The organism is Amycolatopsis sp. NPDC051903, from assembly GCF_044452505.1.
Classification (GTDB): Bacteria; Actinomycetota; Actinomycetes; order Mycobacteriales; family Pseudonocardiaceae; genus Amycolatopsis.
This window is the reverse complement of record NZ_JBITBT010000004.1, coordinates 117,900-134,634: the sequence shown is the minus strand read 5'-3', so window position 1 is coordinate 134,634 and position 16,735 is coordinate 117,900. Positions and strand designations below refer to the sequence as shown.

The window sequence follows — 16,735 nt, the reverse complement described above, 5'->3', positions numbered from 1 at the left end:
ACGATCGTCAGGAAGGCGCTAGAGCGGCCGAAGGGGGCCGGGCCATGGGTGCGGTCGTGAAACCCGAGGTCGACACGCGCGATCCGGACGAGGCGCGGTCCCGGCTCAGCGACGTTTACTGCCCGCACCGGCTCGACCTCGTCGGCGGTTCACGCGGGTTCGTCTGCCGGCAGAGCTCACGCGGGTTCGCCAAGGTGCGCCTGTTCGACCTCGTCTACGGCGGGGCCGAGGTGCGCGTGGACCCGGTGCCGTTCGACGACTTCGTGCTCGTGACGCGCCCGCTCAGGGGCCGGTTCGCGGTGCGGTCGGCTGCCGACGGGCTGGTCGGGGCGGGCTCCGGCGCGCTGGTGATGGACGCGTACGGCTCCTACCAGCTGCGCTGGTACGAGGATGCCGAGGTGCTCAACACCGTGCTGGACCGCGACGGGCTCGAACGCGTGGCCGCCGAGCTGCGCGGCTGGGACGAGCCGCGCCCGGTGCGGTTCGGGCTCGGCGCGCCCGCGTCGGCGGCCGCGGCGCGCCGGTGGGACACCGCGACCCGGCTGCTGCTGGACGAATCGCGCGCGGCCGACGGGATGGCCGGCAGCCCGCTGCTGGCCGCGCAGCTCTTCCGGCTCGCGGCGACGGCGCTGCTGGAGGCCTACCCCAGCACGTTCGCCGCCGACGATCCCGAGCCCGCCGGGCAGGTGTCGCCGGCTGCGGTGCGGCGGGCCGAGGCGTTCGTCGAGCTGAACGCCGGAGACGACATCGGGCTGCTGGAGATCGCCGCGGCGGCGCGGCTGAGCGTGCGCGGGCTGCAGGCGGCGTTCGCGCGGGCAGGGCGGCCGTCGCCGGTGGCGTACCTGCGGGAGACGCGGCTGCGGCGCGCGCACGCGGAGCTGCGGGAGCGCTCGCCGGAGGAGACGACCGTGGCGGCCGTCGCGGCGCGCTGGGGCTTCGGCAACGCCGGGCGGTTCAGCGCCGAGCACCGGCGGCTGTTCGGGTGCAGCCCGGCCGAGACGTTGCGCGGGGGATAGGCCGGTTCGCGCACGCCGGGGGACGGGGAGCGCACGCTGCGTTGACTGTCCGTCACGGTCCCGAATACTCCGCTGGACAAGCAACCCACGTCCCGCGGAGGAGGATCACCGTGCCCGTCGAACCGGCGCTCGCTGCCCACTACGAACCCCTGATCAACGGTGAGTTCCGCTCGTTCTCGCCCGAATCGTTCCCGGCGGTGGACGCCGCGACCGGCGGACAGCTCGCCACGATCACCCGCGGCGGCAAGGCCGACGTCGACGCCGCGGTCGCCGCCGCCCGCGCGGCGTTCCCGAAGTGGTCGGCGACGCGGCCCGAGGAGCGCGCGCTGCTGCTGCACCGCCTCGCCGACTGGATCGAGGCCAACGCCGAGCGGCTTGCGACCATTGACACGAAAGACATCGGCCGCACGATCTTCGAAACCCCGCTGGACCACCGGATCGCCGTGGGCCAGTACCGCTTCTTCGCCGCGGCGGCCGTGACGCACGACGGCTGGAACCACCCCGTCACCGGCGGCTGGGCCATCGCGAAGCGCGAGCCGATCGGTGTGGTCGGGCAGATCATCCCGTGGAACGTGCCGGCCATCATGACGGCGTTCAAGCTCGCCCCGGCGCTCGTGGCGGGCAACACCGTGGTGCTCAAGCCGGACGAGAACGCGTCACTGTCCACATTGGAGCTGTGTGTGAAGCTGGCCGAGCTCTTCCCGCCGGGCGTGGTGAACGTCGTGCCGGGCTTCGGCGAGGAGGCGGGCGCGGCGCTGACGGCGCACCCGGACGTCGACAAGCTCGCGTTCACCGGCTCCGCGGAGGTCGGCCGCCTCGTCGCGCACGCCGGTGCCGACCGGCTCGTGCCGGTGTCGCTGGAACTGGGCGGCAAGAGCCCGAACATCGTGTTCCCGGACATCGACGACCTCGACCGCGTGATCGACAACGCGACGTTCGCCGCCACCTACTGCAACGGCCAGTCCTGCCTCGCCGGCACCCGCCTGTTCGTGCACGACGACCTCTACGACGACTTCCTGGGCAAGCTGCGCGCGAGCTTCGAGGGCGTGCGCGTCGGCTCCCCGCTGGACCCCACCACGCGCCTCGGGTGCCTCGTGTCGGAGAAGCAGGGGCAGCGCGTGCTGGACTACATCGACTCCGGCCGCGCCGACTCGTCGCTCGTCACCGGCGGCGGCCGCGCCTCGGTCGCCGGCAGCGAGCACGGCTGGTTCATCGAGCCCACCGTGTTCGAGACGGAGAACTCCAGCCGCATCGCGCAGGAGGAGATCTTCGGCCCCGTGCTGTCGGTGATCCGCTGGAAGGACTTCGACGCCATGATCGACCAGGCGAACGGCGTCGAGTACGGCCTCGCCGCCGGCGTCTACACCACGGGCCTGAAGAACGCGATGCGCACGGCCGACCGCCTGCAGGCCGGCTCGGTCTGGGTCAACCAGTACTTCAACCTCGTCGACGGCTCACCCTTCGGCGGTTACCAGGGCAGCGGCCTCGGGCGCGAGTACTGCAAGGAAACGCTGGACATGTACACGCAGCTGAAGTCGATCGTCCTGGCGGAGGAACTGCCGCCACCGCTGTTCGGCTGAGGTGCGCCCCACGGCGGGCGGCGGCCGGTGTGGCCGCCGCCCGCCTTCGGGCGCGTGGTCCAGTTCGCGTCAGTTCCGCGCGTCGAGGTACTGCGGGTCCGGCGGTGGGATCGGGGTGTCGGGGACCCCGGCCAGCAGCGTGCTCATCGCGTGGAAGTACGGCGGTGCCGCCACCGTGCCACCGAACGCACCGTGCCCGCAGTTGCCGAGGTGGACGGGCGTGCCGGGACAGATCTCGGCCGGGTGGGGGCCGTCGGCGAAGACCATGGAGGAGACGGCGTAGTTGTCGACTCCACCGACGAACGCGACGGATTCCGAGAGCTGCGTGGTACCCGTTTTGCCGATGTCCGGGCGGGTCCAGCCGGCGGCGTGGGCCGCGGCGGCCGACGTGCCGATGGTGGTGTCCTGGGACAGCCCGGCCTCCAGCGTGTCGGCCACGCCCGTCGGGATGACCTGCTCGCACGCCGCCTGTTTCACCGGCACCGGCTGGCCGTTGCGATCGGTGACGGACAGGATCGGGTTCGGCGGGCACCACGTGCCGCCGCTCATCAGCGTCGCCGACACGTTCGCCATCTCCAGCGGGCTCACCGGGCTGTTGCCGAGCGTGAACGACAGCAGGTTCTGGAAGTACTGCGACTGCGGCTCGTCGTATTGCGGGTTCTTCGACCGCGCGTCCGACGGGTCGGTGATGGGCGGGCTGCCGGCGTCGTTCGTGGCCATGGTGTTGCGCAGCCCCAGCTTCCGGGCCATGTCCAGCACGGCCGGCATACCGACCTGCGATTCGAGCCCCACGAACGCGACGTTCGGCGACGTCGCCAGCCCGTTGGCGACCGAGATGGGGTTCGGGTAGCTCGTGCCGTCGTTGCTCACCGGGTAGCAGTGGGTGTACCGGTTCGCGTTCGGCGGCGTGAAGCAGTTGCTGAACGGGTTGGGCAGCGGCGTGTTCAGCCCCGCCTTGCCGGCCACCATCGCGGCGGCCGTGGTGAAGATCTTGAACGACGAACCGGCGCCGAACTTGTTGCTCGCGTTCGCGACGATGTTCGACGACGTCTCACCCTGGGACGCGTCCGTGCCGTAGTTGCGGTTGGCGACCATCGCGAGCACCTGGTGCCCACCGGTGCCCGGCTGCACGACGGCGAAGGTGTTGGCCACGCCGTTCTGCGTGGTCGGGACGTTCGCGTCCACGGCGTCCTTCACGACCTGGCTCACGTGCGGGTCCATCGTGGTCTTCACGACGTAGCCGCCAGTGTTGATCTGGTCGGCGGTCAAGCCCGCCTGCTCGAGGTAGTCCACCGCGTACTGGCAGAAGAAACCGGCGTCGGGCGCCGAGCCCAGGCACGTGCTCGACGGCGCCTGCGGGGCCGTGCCGACGACACCGAGCGAGGTCGCCTTCGCCTCGGCTCCGTAGGACGCGGGGATCGACTTCGCCGACACCATGGCGTCGATGACCACGTTGCGCCGCTTGAGCGCGTTGTCCGGATGCGTGTACGGGTTGTAGACGCTCGGGTTGTTCACCATGCCCGCCAGCAAAGCGGCCTGCGGCACGGTCAATTTGTCCGCTGTGGTCCCGAAGTACGCTTGCGCCGCCGCGCCGATGCCGTACACGGTGCCGGTGTATTCGACCACGTTGAGGTAATCGGCGAGCACGTCGTCCTTCGACACGCTCTGGCTCACCTGCACGGCCATCTTGGCCTCGCGCAGTTTGCGCGCCAGCGAGTCCTCGCGATCCTTTTCCTGCGCCGATTTGTCCCCGCGGTCGACGACGTTGATGAGGTAGTTCTTCACGTACTGCTGCGTGATCGTCGACGCGCCCTGCAGGTCGCCGCCCGAACTGTCGTTGACCGCGGCGCGCAGCATGCCCTGCGGGTCCACGCCGCCTTCGGAGTAGAAGCGGCGGTCCTCGACGTCGACGATCGCGGCCTTCATCGCGGGGGAGATCTGTGCCGCGGTGACCGGAATGCGGTACTGCGAGTACAAAGTCGCGATCGCGCCGCCAGTGCGATCCGTCACCGTCGTCACGAGTGGCGGGTCCGCGTGCTCCAGATCCGCGGAGATCGCGTCGACGGAGTCACTGACCTGATTGGACAGAACCCCCGCGCCGATCGTGACGGGGGCCAGCACGCCCGCCACCAGGACGCCCGCGAGGACGCACAAACCGAGGAACGGGGCTACCCCCTTGCCTTTTGCCACGGTTCCCAACTTACGACCGGACTCGTGTAAAAGCTGTGGGGTGTGGCGATGGGTGTTTCATCGGGTGTTTCATCGGGCCAACCTTCCGAGCAGTGCGGACGCGACGCCGATGGCGATGGCCGTCGCACCCACTAGGACGCCGAAGTCCAGCGCGAGGTTGGCCGGGGTGCCGATCAGAAGTCCGCGCAGGGCGTCGACCTGGTAGCTCAACGGGTTGAGGTGGCTCAGCACCTTCAGCCAGCCGGGCATCAGGGCCACCGGGTAGAGGGCGTTGGACGCGAAGAACAGCGGCATCGTGATGGCCTGCCCGATGCCCATCAGCCGTTCGCGCGACAGCACGATGCCGGCGATCACGATCGAGAAGCAGCAGAAGAACGCGGACCCGAGGATCACGATCACGACCATGCCCAGCAGCCGCAGCGGGTTCGCGGTGAGCCCGACGCCGAGGATCGCCGAGAGCACGAGCACCATCAGCGCCTGCACGAGCGCGCGGATGCCCGCCGCGAACGCCTTGCCCGCCACGAGCGCGGCCCGTGGCGTCGGGGTCACCAGCAGCTTGGCGAGCACGCCCGCGTCGCGTTCCCAGATGATCTGGATGCCGTAGAAGATCGCGATGAACAGCGCCGACTGCGCGAGGATCCCGGGCGCGAGGTAGTCGAGGTACGGGATCGAGCCCGTGGGGATCGCGTGGATCCGGGTGAACGTCTCGCCGAAGATCAGCAGCCACAACGCGGGCTGGATCGCGCGCGTGATGAGCTCGGACTGGTCGCGGCGCAGCTTCTGCAGCTCCACCAGGCACATCGCGCCGATGCGCGCCAGCAGGATCCGCAGCTGCTCGAGCGGCCCCGGGTCAGCCGAGACGACGGGCGGTGCGGCGAGTGGCACGGACATTGCGCATCCCTCCTGTTTCAGTCTCCAGCGCGTCACCGGTCATCGCCCGGAACACGTCGTCCAATGTGGAGTCCGGGCCCAGCTCCGCCTCGAGCTCGTCCGGCGTGCCGAGCGCGCGGATGCGCCCGCTGTGCATGAGCGCCACGCGGTCGCAGTACTGCTCGGCCTCGTCCATGTAGTGCGTCGTCACGAGCACGGTCATGCCGGTGCGCGTGCGGATCTCGGTGATGCGCTCCCACACGGCCGAGCGGGCCACCGGGTCGAGGCCCACCGTCGGCTCGTCGAGCACCAGCAGCCGCGGCGAGCTCACCAGTGCCTGCGCCAGTTCCAGCCGGCGGATCATGCCGCCCGAGTAGCCACCCACGGGCCGATCGGCGTCGTCGACCAAGCCCACGAGCTCCAGCGCGCGGTGCACCTCGTCGGGACGGCGTGAGCGCGGCACGTCGAACAGCCGCGCGAACAGCGCCACGTTCTCGCGCCCGGTCAGCGCTCCGTCGGCGGACAGCTGCTGCGGCACGTAGCCGATCAGCCGCCGCACGGCCATCCGCCGCTTCGCGACGTCCACCCCGAACACGGTGATCGTGCCCGAGTCCATCGGCAGGAGCGTGGTGATCATGCGGATCGTGGTCGTCTTGCCCGCGCCGTTCGGGCCGAGCAGCCCGAAGATCTCGCCGGGGCCGATCTCCAGGTCGACGCCGTCGACGGCCTTCTTGTCGCCGAACGAGTGCGCCAGCTCCGTGATCCGCACCGCCGGTGCCGGTTCGGTTTCGAGGTCGGTCACGCCTCCTCCTTCAGGACGTCCATCAGCTTTTCCAGCGCGGGCAGCGCCGCGGCGATCGACTCGGTGTCCGCTTCGGACAGGTTCTCCAGCGCGGCCGACACGAGGCCCGTGCGCGCCTTGCGCCAGCTCGCCATCCGCTCGTGCGCCGCGTCGGTGACTTCCAGCCGCGCGGCGCGCCGGTCGGCCGGATCGACCTCGCGGCGCAGCATCCCGGCCTCGACGAGCACGTTCACCAGCGTGCTCACGGAGTTGCCCGCCAGGTTGAGCTCGCGCGCCGCCGCCGCGACGCCGATTCCCGGCTGCCGCTCGACGACCCGCAGCAGCTCGGTCTGCGCCCCGGGCAGGTGCGGGCCCGACACCTCCGCCCGCACCCGTCGCCGGACGACGCGCCGCACGCCGAGGACGGCGGACATCAGCCGCTCGGCGAGATCGGGAGGAATACCCATGCCGTCAAGGTAGCTCTGACTCAGAGCTATTAGCAACGCGGAATGCCCCGTTGGTCGTGAATACGCCGCTTGTCCCTAGCTGTGCAGCTGCGTGACGAGCAGGGAGACGCCGAGCGTGGTCATCGTCGCCGCGATGAGCGCGTCGAGCACACGCCACGCGGCGGGCCGTGCGAACAGGCCCGCGAGCTGCCGGGCGCCGAGGCCCAGGGCGGTGAACCACACCGCGCTCGCGAGCGCCGCGCCCGCACCGAAGACCCAGCGCGCGTCGCCGCGGCCGGCGGCGACGGAGCCCAGCAGCAGCACCGTGTCGAGGTAGACGTGGGGGTTGAGCCAGGTCAGCGCGAGGCCCGTGAGCACTGTGCGGCGGGGCGAAACCGGTTCCACGGACCCGATGGTCAGCGCACCGGGCCGGAAGGCGCGGCGGGCGGCGAGGAAGCCGTACGTCACCAGGAACAGGCCGCCGACGACGCCGACGGCGGTGAGGGCGGCGGGCCAGCGGCGCAGGACCGCGCCGACGCCGCTGACGCCCGCGGCGATGAGGGCGACGTCGGACAGCGCGCAGAGCGCGATGAGCGGCACGACGGGTCCGCGGCGCAGGCCTTGCTGGAGGACGAACGTGTTCTGCGCGCCGATGGCGACGATGAGCGAGAGGCCGGTGCCGAAACCGGCCGCGAGTGCGGGAACCACGGCTTCGACGGTAAAGGCGGCCGACGACACCAGGCCAGCTCAAGATTCTTACGTAACATTAGCGTTCGTGATGTCGGATCTCCCCCTCGACCAGGTGCGGACGCTGCTCGCGGTCGTCGACGAGCAGTCGTTCGACCGCGCGGCCGCGGTGCTGCACGTGACGCCCTCGGCGGTGAGCCAGCGGGTGAAGGCGCTGGAGCAGCGCATGGGCCGCGTGCTGATCCTGCGGACGAAACCCGTGCGGCTCACCGAATCGGGCCAGGTGCTGGTGCGGTTCGCCCGCCAGCTCACGCGGCTGGAGGCCGACACGCGCGCCGAACTCGGGCTCGCGGACAGCGGCCCGACGACGCTGCCGATCGCCGTGAACGCCGACTCGCTGGCCACCTGGTTCCTGCCCGCGCTCGCCGCCGTGCCGCCCGAGCCGGCGATCTGCTTCGACCTGCGCAGCGACGACCAGGACCACACCGCCACGCTCCTGCGCGAGGGTCTGGTGATGGCCGCCGTCACCTCGGCGCCGCACCCCGTGCAGGGCTGCACGGCGACGCGCCTGGGACGCATGCGCTACCGCGCGGTCGCGGCGCCGGCGTTCGTCTCGCGCTGGCTCGCGGACCGGCCGCTGCGCCAAGCCCTGCCCGCCGCGCCCGTGATCCTGTTCGACCGCAAGGACGACCTCCAGGACCGGTTCGTCCGCAGCCTCACCCGCCGCCCGGCCACCGGCGGGGTGCGCCACTACGTCCCGTCCTCGGAGTCGTTCGGCGACGCCGTCGCCGCCGGTCTCGGCTGGGGCATGGTCCCGGAACTCCAGCTCTCCGCCCGCCCGCGCCACGCCGCCCCGCTCGTGGACCTCGCCCCCGACCGGCCCGCCGACGTCCCCCTCTACTGGCAGCAGTGGAAACTCGACTCACCCGCCCTCGCGACGGTCGCCGAAGCCGTCGCGAAAGCCGCGGGAGAGGTGCTGCGCAGCTGACCGTCCTGAGTGGACGGACTCGCCCCGGACACGAGGAAGCCCCCGGCGTTCACGATTCGCCGGGGGCTTCCTGTGGTGAACTACTGCTGGTGAGTTACTGCGCTTTGATCGTTTCGAGCAAACCCTGCCACCCGGCGCCGCCCAGTTCGAGGTACCCCGCGCGGGGGTCCTTCGAGTCCCGGATGCCCCAGGCTTCACCACGGCCCGCCATCGCGACCTCGACGCAGTTGCCCGAGGCATTGCTGAAGGTGGCTTTGTGCCACCGGCCAGCGAACTTGTCGCTCATCACGTGCTCCGATGATCGTTCCTTGCTTGCCGCACAACCTTAGTGCTGCGGTCGAAGTCGAGGGCGATCGCCTGGAGCCGGCTCCAGGCAGCTTCGTACACAGCCACATCGGCGCGATCTTCGAGGTAGATTCCGCCGGTGAGAGTGTCCTGGGTGGCGTACACAGCGCCGTCCGGTAGCTCGAACAGAGAGAACGCAGTCCCCATGGCGGGATGTCCGGTGATGTTCGTCGGCAAGATCTGCAGCGTGGTTCGCGGCTTGTTCGCGACCGCCGCCAGATGGTCGAGCTGGTCTGCCATCACTTCCGGTCCGCCCACAGGTCGGATCAGCGCTGCTTCGTCGACGATGTACCAGGTGGGAGTGGTGATCCGCGTCTGCCGGTCGAGGCGAAGCTGCACCCGTGCATCGATTTCGTCGTCTTCGACCTCCGGTCGAATGTGGCGAATCACCGCGTGGGCGTATTCGGGTGTTTGGAGTCGTCCCGGGATCAAGTCGAATTCGTACTGCCGGCTTCCTACTGCATCACTCTCAAGCTCGAGGAAGTGACTGAAAGATCCGAGTCCTTCACCGAGATGCGAGTCCCACCACAGGCGTTGCTTCGCGCTCCTCGCGAGCACCACGAGTGCGTTCGCGGTGGCCTCGTCCGCGCCCAAGGCGGTTGCCAGGGCGTAGGTGTCGTCGCCGTTGATCGAGCTCTTGAACGCCTCCACCCGCGACAGCTTCGCCTCGCTGAAGCCGGCAGCCTGCGCGGCCTGGGTGAGGTTGAGGCCGGCTTCTTCGCGCAGCCGGCGAAGGGCTCCGACCAGTCGACGCCGCCGAAGACCGGGCTTGTCGGGCATGCGGATTGATCCTTTCGGGGAATGCATCAGCTCACAAGTTGCATAAATTGCAGATCTTGTGATGTTGTCTCAGTGTAGGCGATGCGACACGGATCGTGGGGAGGAAGAGCGGCATGGCGGTGCGATTCAGGTGGCCGGACATCCCGGCAAGCAGTGCGGAAGCGCGGCAGGACGCCGGGCGTTTCCGGGCCGCGCGGTGACCGCGGGACCGCCGGTGCTCGACCAGTTCCACGCCGCCACGGAGCGGCTGGCCGAGATCCGCGTGGCGCAGGGCTGGGGACTCCGGGAAATGGGCCGGGCGCTCGGGGTGGGGGCGCCGACCATCCACGCGTACACGTCGCGGGCGTTGACCACGAGCACGTTGCCGCTTCTCGATGCGTACGCGCGGCAGCTGGGGAGCCGGGTGCGGGTGCTGCTCGTCGAGGACGACCCGGGTGAGCAGCGGCAGCCGTGGCGTGACCGCATGCCGCACGGTGAGGTGTGCGCGGACGCGCACGGCATGGCGGAAGCGTGGCGGCTGCAGCGGAACCTGCACCGGCTGCGCCGCGAAGCCGGGCACAGCCGTGACGAGTTCGCGGCCGCGCTCGGGCTGCGGCCGATCACGCTGTGGCGGCTGGAGACCAACCCGGCGGCCGCGGATGCCGCGTTTACGAACGTGATGGTGCTGGCCCGGTTCTTCGGCTACACGCTCCAGCTGCGGCTGGAACGGGAGCAAGCCCTCGCCCCCTGAGCTCCCGGTCGCCGCGCCGCGGACCCCGACGGCGGCGCGGCGGCCGGGTTCGACGATCGCCCGCCGGCGGTCGAGCCGGAACCCCCAGGCGTTCACGATCCTGGGGGTTTCGCGCTGCACCGGTGACCGGTCCGTCCTGAGTGGACTGTCGGGACCGCTTCCGCGCCGTCCGGGCGGGATGGTTGGATCAAGGCGTGGAACGGAAGAAATCACCCGAACGCCTCGTGTTCTTCACCGACGCCGTGGTCGCGATCGCGTTGACGTTGCTCGTCCTGCCGCTCGCGGACATCGTGCCGGAGCTGGTCGCGAGCGGCAAGGAACCGGTCGACGCGATCACGGAGAACTTCGGCCCGATCTTCAGCTTCGTGCTGAGCTTCGTGGTGATCGCGCGGATGTGGTGGGGCCACCACCGGATCTTCGAGGAGATCCGGGCCTACAGCGCGCCGCTCGTGTACGTGAACTTCGTGTGGATCTTCACCATCGCCGTGCTGCCGTTCCCCACCGAGATCACCGGCTCGTTCTCCGCGAACCGGTTCGCGGCGATGTTCTACACCGGCACGATCTTCGTCAGCAGCGCCGCCCAGTCGGCGATGGTGCTCATCGTCCGCCGGGACCGGACCGTGGCCATGAGCGCGGACTCCGTGACCGACCGGTGGCTCGCGAACACCCTGCTCTCCACCGGGGCGCTGCTCATCGCCTTCGTGGCGGCCGCCATCGAACCCACGCTCGGCTACTACGCCATGCTGCTGCTCATCGCCGCGCCGTGGGTCGCCGCGTGGCTCACCCGCGGCAGGGCCGAACGCTGACCGCTCACGTCTGCGGCAGCGGCCACAGGTCGTCGTTGAGCATCCGCTTGAGGATCTTGCCCGTGGCGTTGCGCGGCAGCTCCGGCACGAAGTAGACGTCTCGCGGCACGGCGAAGCGGGCGAGCCGCTGGTGGATGTAGTGCCGCACGTCCTCCGCGTGCATCCGCGCGCCGCGGCGCAGCACGACGTAGGCCGCCAGCCGCTGGCCGAACTCCTCGTCCGGCACGCCGACGACCGCCGCCTCGGACACCCCCGGCAGCGCGACGAGCGCTTCCTCGACCGGGCGCGGGAACACGTTCTCGCCGCCGGACACGATCATCTCGTCGGCGCGGCCGGTGACGAACAGCCGGCCCGCCGCGTCCTGGAAGCCGACGTCTCCGGTGGCCATCAGGTCTTTCGACCGCGGCACGCTGGACCCGTTGGTGTAGCCGTCGAAGAGCATGTCGTTGCCGACGAAGATCTGGCCCTCGTCGCCGGGCGGCACGAGCTTGCGCTCGTCGTCGAGGATCGCGATGCGCGTGCCCGGCGGGCAGCGGCCCGCGGTGGTCGGCGCGGCGCGCAGGTCGACCGGGTCGGCGATGCTCGCCCACGAAACCTCGGTGGAGCCGTAGAAGTTGTAGAGGACGTCGCCGAAGGTGTCCATGAAGGACGTGACGAACGCGCCCGACATCGCCGAGCCGCTGCTGGCCACGATCCGCAGCGAAGACAGGTCGTAGCGCGCCCGCACGCGCTCAGGCAGGTCGTGGATGCGCTGCAGCATGATCGGCACGGCGAACAGCGCGTCGCAGCGGTGCTCGGCGATCATGCGCAGCGTCGCCTCGGCGTCGAACCGGCGGATCAGCGACAGCTCCGCCCGCACGGACATCCCGATCTGCAGCGCCGCGAGGCCCCAGCTGTGGAACAGCGGCGCGGCGACGGCGATCTTGTCCCGTGCCCGCAACGGGATCCGCGCGAGCATGGTCGCCGCGGTGCTCAGGCCCTTCGGCGTCGGGCGGCGCGCGCCCTTCGGGGCGCCGGTGGTGCCGGACGTGAGGACCACGATCTGGCCGGGCCGCTTCACCGGCTTCGGCCGCGAGACCGGGGCGTCGCGGATCAGCTCGTCGACGGTCCGGTAGCCCTGCTCGGCGTCGTCCCACGTGCTCACGCGCGGGAAATCGCCCTGCACGTTGGCGATCGTCTGGGCGAATTCGTCGTCGGCCAGCACGGCCGCGGGCTGGTGCTCGGTGAGCACGTCCTCGACCGCGGCGGGGGAGAGGCCGGTGTTGAGCAGCACGACGTCGACACCGAGCTTGCTGCAGCCGACGAACGCCTCGACCATCGCCGCGTGGTTGCGGCACATCAGCGCCACGCGCTGGCCGGGCTCGACGCCCAGCTTCGCGAGCGCGTGGGCGAGCTGGTTGCTGCGCTGGTCGACGTCGCGGAACGTGCGGCTGTTGCGCTCGTCGTGCACCGCCACGTCGTCGGCCCCGCGCGCGGTGGCCGCGAGGTAACCGCCGGCGATCGTGGCGCCCCACTGCGACAGCGAGTTGAGCTGCTTCACGACCCGGTCGGGCCGGCCGGACTTGAGCACGCCCGCGCGCACGAGCGTGTTGGCCGTGCGCAGCGCGGTCGCGCGGTCGTACTCGGGCGGCTCGGCGGCTTCGCCGGACAGCTGCAGGTCGATCCGCTGCGTCAGCTCCTTGAGCATGCCCTTGACGGACGAGCGCGACAGCAAGTCGGCGCGTTCGGCCGGGAACGACGGGAGCATCATCCGCAGCACGAGTTCCGTGGCCCCGCGGTGCAGCGGGCGCAGCTCGAACGACACCCAGTTGCGTTCGTCGGGCAGCCCGCACCAGACCACGTGCTCGCCCGGCCGGTACACCACCGCGTGGATGCTGCCCTCGACGAGCGTGTCGCGATCCGGCGCGAGCCGGATCAGGCAGCGCGGACCGCGGCCGCGTTCCGCGGCGTCGGTCACCTCGCACCAGCTGATCGCCGGCACGAACCTCGGGTACAGCTCGGGCGAGCCGATGATCTGCCACACCGCGTCGGGCGGGTGTCCGATCGTGGAACTCGCCTCGACAACATCGTCTCGCATCGCGATCCGCCTCACCTCCGCGCGTGTTTGCGCTCCCCGGTACGTACCGGACACGCGTTCAGGTGCGGGGCACGCTACCAGCAAACGGCGTAACACCGGAACTGGAGAATGACCAGGAATACGGCCGGTTTGCAAATTACCGGCAAAGCCTCAGGCCAGGGTCGCGGGGACGGCCGGAACCGAGGCGAGCGCCGAACCGAGCGGGTGCCCGACCGCGACCCGGACCTCGTCGCGCAGCGCGGCGAGCTTCGCGACGTCGAGCCCCGTGGCGATGCCCTCGCGGTGCAGCAGGTGCACGAGGTCGTCGGTCGCGATGTTGCCCGAGGCGCCGGGCGCGAACGGGCAGCCGCCGATCCCGCCGAGCGACGAGTCGAAGCGGCGGATGCCGAGCCGCAGGCCTTCCCAGGCGTTGGCGGCCGCGAAACCGTAGGTGTCGTGCAAGTGCAAGCCCAGCGGCATCTCCGGCAGCTCGTCGCGCACGGCTTCGATCCCGCGGCGAAGCAGGCTCGGGTTGGCCGCGCCGATCGTGTCGGCGAGGTGCAGCACGCTCGTGCCGAGCTTCGCCAGCCGCGCGGCGGTGGCGGCGGTGCGCGCGGGGTCGGTGTCGCCGTCGAACGGGCACACGAACGCGGTCGCGATGGTCGCCTCGATCGTCACGCCGGCGGCGATGAGGATTTCCGCGCAGCTTTCCAGCCGCGCCAGCGCGCCTTCGGTGGGGACGCCGGCGTTGGCGGTGCTGTGGCCGTCGCTGGCCGAGACCACGAGCCGGACGGACTGGGCGCCGGCGTCGACCGCCTGCTGCGCGCCGCGTTCGGTGAACACGAGCGTGTGCAGCGCGGCGGGACTGCTGCCCGGGTCGAGGGTGCGCAGGAGCTCGTCGGTGTCGGCCATCTGCGGCACGCGCCGCTTCGACACGAACGAGCCGACCTCCAGGGCTTGGAAGCCGGCGTCGATCAGGCCGCGGGCGAGGCGGAGCTTGTCGGGCGTGGGCACGGTGCGGGCCTCGTCCTGCAGGCCGTCGCGCAGGACGACTTCGGTGATCAGGACTTCGTCGGTGCTGGGCATGGCTTCTCCTGTCGTCAGATCACGTGGTCGGCGCGCAGGCGCGCGCGGGTGTCGTCGTCGAGGCCGAGCTCGGCCAGCACGGCGTCGGTGTGCTCGCCGAGCTCGGGGCCGAGCGTCCGGACGCTGCCGGGGTGCTCGCCGAGCGCCGGGACGACGCCGGGGAAGGTGACCTCGACGTCCTCGTCGCCGATGCGCACGGCCCGGCGCTGGTGCATGCCGCGGGCTTCGAAGTGCGGGTCCTTGGTGATGTCCTCGGCCGTGAGGATCGGGCCGCAGGGCACGTCGGCGTTGCGCAGCGCGGCTTCGGCGGCTTCCTGCGAGAGCCCGGCCGCCCAGTCACCGATGACCTGGTCGAGGCGGGCGGTGTTGGCGACGCGGCCGGCGTTGTCGGCCAGCGCCGGGTCTTCGGCGAGGTCGGGACGGCCGATGGCGTGGGCCAGGCGGCGGAAGATGGCGTCGCCGTTGCCGCTGACGACGATGTACTTGCCGTCGCCGCAGCGGTAAGTGTTGGACGGAGCGATGCCCGGCAGCGCGGAGCCGGCGGGTTCGCGGGTCGCGCCGAACGCGTCGTAGTCCGGCACGAGCGATTCCATCAGGGAGTAGACGGCTTCGTACAGCGCGACGTCGACGACCTCGCCGCCGCCGTGCTCGCGTTCGCGGCGCAGCAGGCCCATGAGCGCGCCGATCACGGCGTAGAGCCCGGCGACGGAATCGGCGAGGCTCACGCCGACGCGCGTCGGCGGGCGGTCGGGGTAGCCGGTGAGGGCGCGCAGGCCGCCGACGGCTTCGGCGACGCCGCCGAAGCCCGGGCGGTCGCGGTATGGGCCCGTCTGGCCGTAGCCGGAGACGCGCACCAGCACGAGGCCGGGGTTGAGCTGCTTGAGCTCGTCAGGGCCGAGGCCCCAGCGCTCGAGCGTGCCCGGGCGGAAGTTCTCGAGCACGACGTCGGCCTTCGCGATGAGCTTGCGCGCGACGTCCTGGCCCGGGGCCGACCGCAGGTCGAGCGTGATCGAGCGCTTGTTGCGGCCGAGCGTGCGGAAGAGCAGGGAGGTATCGCCCGCGTGCAGGCGCCAGCGCCGCAGCTCGTCGCCGCTTCCGGGGCGTTCGACCTTGACGACGTCGGCGCCGAAGTCGGCCAGCAGTCTGCCCGCGGTCGGCGCGGCGATGAAGTTGCCCAGTTCGACCACCCGCACCCCGGTCAGGGGGCCTCGATCACTCATGTGTCCTCGCTCCAACCACATCGTGAGTTGTGTACTCAGAATACGGGTGCGAGTGTTGCCGTCAAGACGATCGAGACTGACTACACTCAGCTGAACAGTCGGGTGGGTCACAGAACGGGGCTTCGATGGCGGAAGAGCGGGGCGGCACCGCGCCGGTGCTGGTGCTGCGGAAGTTCAAGCAGATCCTCGAGTCGTTCACGATCGAGGCGCCGGAGCTGACCCTGCAGCAGATCACCCGCGCCACCGGGTTGCCCGCGAGCACCTGCCAGCGGCTCGTGCACAACCTCGTGCGCGAGGGTTTCCTCGACCGCTACGACGACACGTACCGCGTGGGCCTCGGGCTCGTGCGGTGGGCCGCGCCGGGGACCTTCGGGCTCGACCTGGTGCGCCTCGTGCGGCCCGTGCTCACCAAACTCCGTGACGACACAGGGGAAACCGCCTGCCTGTACGTCCGCGACGGTGCCTTCCGGACCGTGGTGTCCCTGGCCGAATCCCGGCACCCGGTGATCCGGCTGTTCGTGGTCGGCATGGTCATGCCCCTGCACGCCGGCTCCGCGGGCAAGGTCTTCCTGGCCTGGGACCGCCTCGCCCTGCGCGACGCCATCGGCCACGGCCTGTCCCGCTTCACCCAGCACACGATCGTCGACATCGACCAGCTGAACCAGCAGCTCGCCCAAGTCCGCTCCGACGGCTACGCCGCGTCCTTCGAGGAACGCGACCTGGGCGCAGCTTCGCTCAGCGCGCCGGTGTTCGGGCTCAACGGCGAGCTGAGCGCCGTGATCGGCATCGGCGCCCCCACGCAGCGAATGTCCCCGGCCGACGTGCCGAAGCTCGCGCCCCTGGTGGTCGAGGCGGGCATCGCGGCCTCCGAACGCTTCGGCTACCGCGCCGGCATGGCCCGCGACGTCTCCGGCTGACGGTTCGGTTCGTTTCCGCCTTTGCGCTGGTCGGCCGCCTGTTGGCGGGCGGGTTTGATTCTCGCGGGCGCCGCTTGGGGTGCGGTTCGCGAGTGTTGTGCTGGGTCTGGGTCGCGGGCGGAGCTGGGTTGGTGGCGCATCGCCGCGCCACAGCGTCCGAGCGTTTCGGGTACCGGGGCGTTATGGCCCGCGGCGTCGTCGGCTGGCGGCTGCACTCTGGTTTTGTCCAGGTCGGCG

At 70.8% G+C, this 16,735-nt stretch carries 16 protein-coding genes; 6 read left to right on the top strand and 10 right to left on the bottom strand.

Annotation, left to right across the window (positions count from 1 at the left end):
* Positions 1-44 precede the first annotated feature (44 nt).
* Together ACIA77_RS11690 and ACIA77_RS11685 are read left to right on the top strand one after the other, a co-directional pair.
* Positions 45-1,016 (top strand): AraC family transcriptional regulator, encoded by a 972-nt coding sequence (locus ACIA77_RS11690; protein ID WP_395885785.1) that lies wholly within the window; start codon positions 45-47, stop codon positions 1,014-1,016.
* Between the two features lie 110 nt (positions 1,017-1,126).
* Positions 1,127-2,596: an aldehyde dehydrogenase family protein gene (locus ACIA77_RS11685; RefSeq protein WP_395885784.1), complete on the top strand. Its 1,470-nt coding sequence runs from the start codon at positions 1,127-1,129 to the stop codon at positions 2,594-2,596.
* Between the two features lie 69 nt (positions 2,597-2,665).
* On the opposite strand, the gene ACIA77_RS11680 is transcribed toward ACIA77_RS11685, so the two are convergent.
* From ACIA77_RS11680 to ACIA77_RS11660, 5 genes are all read right to left on the bottom strand, one after another.
* Entirely contained in the window at positions 2,666-4,786 is a 2,121-nt protein-coding gene (locus ACIA77_RS11680; RefSeq protein WP_395885783.1) for a transglycosylase domain-containing protein, read from the bottom strand.
* 69 nt (positions 4,787-4,855) lie between these two features.
* Entirely contained in the window at positions 4,856-5,677 is an 822-nt protein-coding gene (locus ACIA77_RS11675) for an ABC transporter permease (protein WP_395885782.1), read from the bottom strand.
* Positions 5,637-6,458 carry an ABC transporter ATP-binding protein gene (locus ACIA77_RS11670; protein ID WP_395885781.1) on the bottom strand — a complete coding sequence of 274 codons (822 nt, stop codon included), beginning with the start codon at positions 6,456-6,458 and terminating at the stop codon, positions 5,637-5,639. The genes ACIA77_RS11675 and ACIA77_RS11670 overlap by 41 nt, the downstream gene beginning before the upstream one ends.
* Positions 6,455-6,904: a MarR family winged helix-turn-helix transcriptional regulator gene (locus ACIA77_RS11665; protein ID WP_395885780.1), complete on the bottom strand. Its 450-nt coding sequence runs from the start codon at positions 6,902-6,904 to the stop codon at positions 6,455-6,457. The genes ACIA77_RS11670 and ACIA77_RS11665 overlap by 4 nt, the downstream gene beginning before the upstream one ends.
* Before the next feature lie 75 nt (positions 6,905-6,979).
* A complete protein-coding gene (locus ACIA77_RS11660) occupies positions 6,980-7,591 on the bottom strand; it encodes a LysE/ArgO family amino acid transporter (protein ID WP_395885779.1) in 612 nt (203 codons plus the stop codon).
* A 70-nt stretch (positions 7,592-7,661) separates the two neighbouring features.
* Here ACIA77_RS11660 and ACIA77_RS11655 point away from each other — a divergent pair, with 70 nt between their 5' ends.
* Positions 7,662-8,558, top strand: coding sequence for a LysR family transcriptional regulator ArgP (locus ACIA77_RS11655; RefSeq protein ID WP_395885778.1), 897 nt, complete (start codon positions 7,662-7,664; stop codon positions 8,556-8,558).
* A 94-nt stretch (positions 8,559-8,652) separates the two neighbouring features.
* Here the strand turns inward: ACIA77_RS11655 and ACIA77_RS11650 are convergent, their stop codons facing one another.
* Together ACIA77_RS11650 and ACIA77_RS11645 are read right to left on the bottom strand one after the other, a co-directional pair.
* Entirely contained in the window at positions 8,653-8,844 is a 192-nt protein-coding gene (locus ACIA77_RS11650; RefSeq protein ID WP_395885777.1) for a DUF397 domain-containing protein, read from the bottom strand.
* A complete protein-coding gene (locus ACIA77_RS11645) occupies positions 8,844-9,683 on the bottom strand; it encodes a helix-turn-helix domain-containing protein (RefSeq protein ID WP_395885776.1) in 840 nt (279 codons plus the stop codon). Before ACIA77_RS11645 ends, ACIA77_RS11650 begins: the two co-directional genes overlap by 1 nt.
* A gap of 196 nt (positions 9,684-9,879) precedes the next feature.
* Between ACIA77_RS11645 and ACIA77_RS11640 the strand changes: the two genes are divergently transcribed.
* Together ACIA77_RS11640 and ACIA77_RS11635 are read left to right on the top strand one after the other, a co-directional pair.
* Complete coding sequence (locus ACIA77_RS11640; RefSeq protein WP_395885775.1) at positions 9,880-10,413, top strand: helix-turn-helix transcriptional regulator; 534 nt, start codon at positions 9,880-9,882, stop codon at positions 10,411-10,413.
* Positions 10,414-10,607: 194 nt separating this feature from the next.
* Positions 10,608-11,219: a TMEM175 family protein gene (locus ACIA77_RS11635; RefSeq protein WP_395885774.1), complete on the top strand. Its 612-nt coding sequence runs from the start codon at positions 10,608-10,610 to the stop codon at positions 11,217-11,219.
* Between the two features lie 4 nt (positions 11,220-11,223).
* On the opposite strand, the gene ACIA77_RS11630 is transcribed toward ACIA77_RS11635, so the two are convergent.
* The 3 genes from ACIA77_RS11630 to ACIA77_RS11620 form a co-directional block, all read right to left on the bottom strand.
* Positions 11,224-13,296 carry an AMP-binding protein gene (locus tag ACIA77_RS11630; RefSeq protein WP_395885773.1) on the bottom strand — a complete coding sequence of 691 codons (2,073 nt, stop codon included), beginning with the start codon at positions 13,294-13,296 and terminating at the stop codon, positions 11,224-11,226.
* Positions 13,297-13,446: 150 nt separating this feature from the next.
* Complete coding sequence (locus tag ACIA77_RS11625) at positions 13,447-14,361, bottom strand: hydroxymethylglutaryl-CoA lyase (RefSeq protein ID WP_395885772.1); 915 nt, start codon at positions 14,359-14,361, stop codon at positions 13,447-13,449.
* Positions 14,362-14,375: 14 nt separating this feature from the next.
* Positions 14,376-15,581, bottom strand: coding sequence for a CaiB/BaiF CoA transferase family protein (locus tag ACIA77_RS11620; protein WP_395885771.1), 1,206 nt, complete (start codon positions 15,579-15,581; stop codon positions 14,376-14,378).
* 125 nt (positions 15,582-15,706) lie between these two features.
* Here ACIA77_RS11620 and ACIA77_RS11615 point away from each other — a divergent pair, with 125 nt between their 5' ends.
* Positions 15,707-16,498: an IclR family transcriptional regulator gene (locus tag ACIA77_RS11615; RefSeq protein WP_395885770.1), complete on the top strand. Its 792-nt coding sequence runs from the start codon at positions 15,707-15,709 to the stop codon at positions 16,496-16,498.
* The last annotated feature ends 237 nt before the right edge of the window (positions 16,499-16,735 follow it).